At 62.1% G+C, this 5,516-nt stretch carries 4 protein-coding genes and 2 pseudogenes; all 6 read right to left on the reverse strand.

Going from position 1 to position 5,516, the window contains the following annotated elements:
* Positions 1-285 (reverse strand): sodium/glutamate symporter (locus tag ACY693_RS14325; protein WP_462322499.1); only part of this gene is annotated, 285 nt, incomplete at its 3' end.
* Positions 245-496 (reverse strand): DUF1269 domain-containing protein, encoded by a 252-nt coding sequence (locus ACY693_RS14330; RefSeq protein ID WP_462322500.1) that lies wholly within the window; start codon positions 494-496, stop codon positions 245-247. The genes ACY693_RS14330 and ACY693_RS14325, both read right to left, overlap by 41 nt.
* The gene (locus tag ACY693_RS14335) at positions 480-3,437 is read right to left on the reverse strand and encodes a mechanosensitive ion channel domain-containing protein (RefSeq protein ID WP_462322501.1); all 2,958 of its coding nucleotides are present in this window, start codon (positions 3,435-3,437) and stop codon (positions 480-482) included. The genes ACY693_RS14330 and ACY693_RS14335 overlap by 17 nt, the downstream gene beginning before the upstream one ends.
* Before the next feature lie 276 nt (positions 3,438-3,713).
* Positions 3,714-4,799: a transporter substrate-binding domain-containing protein gene (locus ACY693_RS14340; RefSeq protein ID WP_462322502.1), complete on the reverse strand. Its 1,086-nt coding sequence runs from the start codon at positions 4,797-4,799 to the stop codon at positions 3,714-3,716.
* Positions 4,800-5,025: 226 nt separating this feature from the next.
* Positions 5,026-5,400: pseudogene (gene soxX, locus ACY693_RS14345) on the reverse strand (sulfur oxidation c-type cytochrome SoxX); the annotation flags it as partial.
* A 17-nt stretch (positions 5,401-5,417) separates the two neighbouring features.
* Positions 5,418-5,516 (reverse strand): annotated as a pseudogene (locus ACY693_RS14350) (sulfur oxidation c-type cytochrome SoxA); the annotation flags it as partial.

Here is a 5,516-nt window from a genome sequence, read left to right on the forward strand (position 1 = left end):
CTGGGCTGCCAGCATGCTGAAGATCGGCAACGCGAGGCCGGCGAGGGTCCAAAGCTGCATGCTCATCAACGACATCGCGAGGAAGGTCCCAAGCGCAATATCGGCAATCAGCGCAACCGCGGCACTGCGCGAAGGCCGGCTGATGCGCAACGCTCGGTATAGCTTCGTCGGCACCAGATTGGTCAACAGGATGCCGGCAAACAGGCAGGTTACGAACAGCGGCAGCTTGAGGGCGAATCCTGCGTCAGGCAGACGACTCTCCAGATTGGGATTCCAGGAACTCACGCAGCGTCTCTTCACGATCCTTCTCGAGCGAGGTCTGGAGCACCTTGCCCTTACCGCGAAACTCGGACAGTCCTTCAAGCACCTTATCAGCCGTCACCTTGCGCACCAGGATGAAGACCGCGGCGCAGCCGGGCTGGAAATGCTCCGCCAGCCCTTTCATAAAGTCGTCATTAATACCGATATGCAGCTTGGAATCACTCGCTATCTGCACTTGACTTCTCTGCAGCGCTGGCGGTGTCGAGCGGTGGCAACCGCCGCAGCAGCAATTCCTGCGTCGGATAGGCAAAGGCGACCCCGGCCTCTTCGAAGCGCTGATGGATACCGAGATTAATCGCCTGCTGCACATCCATGTACAGCGTGTAGTCTGGACTCAGCACGTAATAGACCACTTCGAACACGAGCGCGAAATCGCCATATTCAGCGAAATGCGCTCGATCAAAGCGAGCGTCTGACACGCCTTCCACAACCTCGCGAATCATCACCGGAATGCGCTCAAGCAGGTCGCGCGGCGTCTGATAGCTCACCCGCAGCTTGAAGGCAATGCGCCGCTCTTTGAAGTGCTTGAAATTATGAATGCGACTGTTGAGCAAGTCACTATTGGAGAGCACCACTTGCTCGCCGGAGAGACTGCGGATGCGCGTCGTCTTGACCCCGATATGCTCAATCACTCCGAGCGTTTGGCCGGACATCACGAAATCGCCGACCCTGAATGGCTTGTCGAGGATGATCGCCATCGAGCTGAAGACATCCCCGAGGATGTTTTGGACCGCAAACGCGATCGCCAAGCTACCAACACCAAGTGCGCCAACAAGGCCTGCGACCGGGTATTCGAAGTAGGCCAACAGCGAGACGATGACGGTGATCCAGATGCCAACCCGGAGGAAGAACGTCAGCAGCCCATAGCCGGTGACGGTCGAGGGATCGAGCATCTCCTGGCGCGTGCGTCGACGGCTGAAGTAGTCGACCATCGCGGCATTGGCCCAGATGCCGAGCTGGATGTAAAAGGCCACCACCAACAGGGTCCAGAGCCAGTCCTTGACCGTCGGGCTGGCCAGACCGGAGAACACCATCGCCACATAGAAGGCGGCGATCAGCACGAACAGCTGACTGGTGTTACCGGCGATGGCCGAGAGGGCCAAGCGGAAGTCCCCATAGGTGGCCGCTGGGCTCTTTGCCCTGCGGCGCTTCAAAGCACGGCGTGCGCCCATCCGAATCAGCGAGACGAGAAAGATCACGACCATGAACATGGCGAGCGCGATCGCAAGCTCGCGCACCCGGATACTCTGGTCGTCAATCACCAGCACCTCGGCATCCCACCAGGTGGCAATCGTCTCCTGTGCCTGGAGCAGCTGCAGCGACAACGTCTGCTCTTGCACCTTGGCCTCGACCTGAGGCCGCATGCCCTCGAGCAAAGCAATCAGCTGATCTTGGATCTCGAGCAGCTCACGGCCATAGCCTTCAGCGAGATCGTGGGCCTGGCTGCGAACCGCCATCGCCTTGCGCACCTCCTCGCTGAGCTGAGGGTCGCGCAGGCGCCGCGTCTGCGCCAGCTGAATCGAGCGCAAGGCGTTGAGACGCCCCTCGATGTCATCCTTCTCGGCATGTGCGGCCGATGCCTCCGTGATGATCTGCCGCAAGAGGGCCGCGAGATCGACCGACTCAGGGTCATTCATGAGCTGATAACGGCGCTGCCAGAGTCCACGCATCTGGCTCAGGCTGGTCATGGCCGTCATCAATGAATCGACGCTGGTGCGCGCCGCCTCGAGCTCGGCTTGACGCGCCGCCACCCATTCCTTCAAGGCTGCCTCGTCGGCCCGCTCATCGGCCTCGGCCAATCGCCGCTGCGCCTGGTACAACGCCGACTCCGCCTGGTCACCGGTGCGTTGCAAGGCCTGGATTTGAACCTTGACCTCCTCTTCGGCCGCAGCCAGCTTCGCCAGATGCTGATCGAACGCCTCCTGCGACAGCTCGGCTCGCTTCTCGATAAACGCGATGCGTGCCTCCAGCAGCGCCTCTTGAATCTCGGCGACCTGATCCTCGCTGCGCGCTAACGCGACCGCACTCTGATCCGCAGCCAATTGCTGCCGCGCTAGCAGCTCATTCAGACGCGCCAGCTCCAGCTCTTGCTCGAGAGCAAGACGCTCGACCGCACTGATCCCGTTCCTGTCGGCCGCAGTGAGTCGATCGCGCACCGTTCTGCGCTCACGCACCGCCGTGCTGAGTGCCTTCTCAGCAGCGCTCAAGCGCCGCGTCGCCGTGTCGAGCCGGGTTTCTGCGACATCTTCAACGGCCTGCGTCAACGAGAGCTCAGCCCGCCGCTGATCGAGCTGCGAGATCGGGAACGGGGGCTCCAAGGACACCCCGTCGCGTTGGATGGTCGCGAGCTGGAGGCGCTGCTCGGCGAGGTCGTCCTCGATCGTCTGCAGGCGCCCGTGCAGGGTCGCCCGCCGCTGCATGGCGATTCGCAGCTCGCGCAGCACCTCGATCTTCTTGCTGATCCTGGCGACGCTCGCCTCAAGCGCGCTGACGGCGAGCTCAGCATCAACAGCTTCGGTGTCAACGGCTTCAGCATCAGCGGAGAGCTCGCCAGAATCATCCGTCTCGGTCTCGGTCTCAGTCCCAATCTCAGTCTCTGTATCGGCAGCTGGCACATCATCCTGGTCCTGGCTGCCTGGCTGGCGTTCGCCGGGCTTGGTCTCTGCGGGCGACTCAGCCTCCCCTGTCCGCGCTGCCTCGGCCTCTGCTTCAGCCTCCTGAGCTGCAGCCTTTGCCGCAGCCTCCTGAGCCGCAGCCTTAGCCGCATCAAGGGCCTCCTCCTGCTCTGCAATCCGTGAATCGATCAAATCGAGCGCAATCTGAAAATCCTCTGCCGATGTCATCGGCTGAGGCAGCTCAGGTAAACCGATCGCAGCCGGACTAAACGCCAATGGCTCGGTTGCCTGCCCCGAAATGGGGGGTTCAGCAGTGGGGGATTCGGCAACAGGTGACTCTGGCCCCGTCGTTTGTTCAACTGCGGTCGGAGCCCCTTCGGCGCCAGGCTCAGCGTCCGAGGCCGCCGGCGCTGTGGCGTCGGTCTCTTGCGCCAAGGTGGGCAGAGATAGCAGCAGGGCCAGCCAGACCAGCAAAGCCAATGGGCTGTTCTTCAGTATCATGAGGGATTTCGGATCAGGGGGGTTGCGAGGACAGGCCATCGCAGGCCGTGGCAGCTGAACTGCGCGACGCCAGAGGCCAATTCGCAGTGTATCGACTCGAGCTGGTGCGCAGCAACTGCACAGAGCGGGTCGACAACGCCTGTACAGACCCTAGCCTAGTGGCCTTTTTGCAAGGCCAACGCCGTTGATACGGCGCACATCGCGCACAGCCACTGGGCCTTTAGCGACCGGCCGCTGGGCCTTTAGGGGCCAGCCATCGCGCCTAACCATCGCGCCTCATCGGTGATCGCCGCCCAAGTAGCGATCCAGGATGTCGGTCCAGCTATCAGAACGGATCAGTTCGAGCAAGGTGACATTGGCCGGCTCGCGCAGCGCGCTGTCGGGTGGCAGCGCAATGCCATACTGTTGGCGTCGAAGAATGAGCGGCAAGACCCGGAGCTGGCCTGTAAAGGCCTCAGCAATCTCAAAGCGCAGGATCGGGGCATCATGGACCACCGCATCAGCCTGACCCTTGGCAAGCTGTGTCAGGGCCTCAGAGAGCGTATCGACCGATCGATGGCGGATACCGTGGTCAGCGAGGAAGCGATCGCTCGTACTGCCGCTCAGGGCCAGTACCCGCTTCAAGCGGAGGTCCTCGATGCCATCGATCGAGCGATCCAGCTCATTCACGGTCAGGGCCGTCGTCATCGCCGCGGTAAAGGTCGAGATCGCGATCAAGCCGGCAAACATCCAGACCATGCCAATCGACCGCCCGAGCAAGGTTGTCGGCGCCTTGTCCCCGTAGCCCACGGTGGTCATGGTCACCGCCGACCACCAGAGCCCGGAGCCGATCCCAGACAAGGCATCTCGATGGAACTGGGCATTGGACCGCCGCTCGGCCAACCAGATCAGAATGCCGACGGCGATCAAGAGCGCGAGCAGCGCCCCAATGACGGCCAAGAATCCAGGCGACATCAAGCGCGCGACCAGCGACAGCAGATTACCGCTACGCTGTGGCACCGCAATCGCCAGCCCAGAGGCGTGAAACGCATGCGAGAAATCGAGCCGCTGTTCACGATCGCTGGTGATGGTCAGCGCCGCCACAGCCCCATCGACTGTTCCCGCGGCCGTTGCCTCCAGCATCTCGGTCAGCCCAAGCTCAACGTACCGGAAATCAAATCCGTTCTCTTCGGCGATCTGGCTCCACAGCTCGATCGCCATGCCGGCCCATTGGCCATCAGGCCCCCTGAAGGCGAACGGCGGCGCCTGCCGAGTCGCGATGGTCAGTGAGTCGGCTGGATCTGCCTCATCGACCTGGGCGTCAACCTGGGCCGTCCACCAGAGCACCGGCAAGACCAGCAGCCAGCTCAGCGAATTCCGCATCAGCGTCTCCATCGGTGAATCCCAGTGCCCTATTCAGCGTCATCAGCGGCACCGAATCAATCCTTGATGTCGATCGCGAGACAGCGAGGCGCGATCGCAAGCCAGTACGGACGAGCATGCCGAGCCCTCAAGGATCGATGGCCAGGCTGCGAGAGACCGCAACCTGGCCGCTTGTTGCTCACTAGGCCCGCTTGTGGCCTAGCTTGGTGCTCGGCCAGTGGTCAGATCAATCCGTCTGTGTGGTTTGCTCCGGCATCTGATTGACCGGCGATTCAGGGTCGAGCAAGTACGCCATCACATCGCTGATCTGCGCCTGCGTCAGGGTGCCGTTGTAACCGAAGCGCGGCATCGTGGTGCAGGGGAAGAACAGATGGGCGTTATAGACGAGCTGATAGGTGTGCTTCAGCATTGCATCACTGGTCCCCCGCAAGATCCCGTAGCCGGCCAGGCTGGGTCCGACCGTGCCGTGGGCAATCTCGTTCGGATCGAGCTGATGGCACGCGTAACAGTTGCCGCCTGGCGGCTGACTGCTGTGATCATCGTTGCGGTGACCGATGCGGTAACCAAAGCCAGAGCGCGCGATCTCCTCCCCCTTCTTCCATCCAGGTGTTGTCTCGCTCAGCGCTTCTTGTCCGGCAGAATCGCGGGCTGACCGCGAGCCGCATCGGTCCAGTAAGACATCAGCGCGACAGCGGCATCAGAGCCTGGCGTGATCTG

Source organism: Halochromatium sp., from assembly GCF_054919635.1.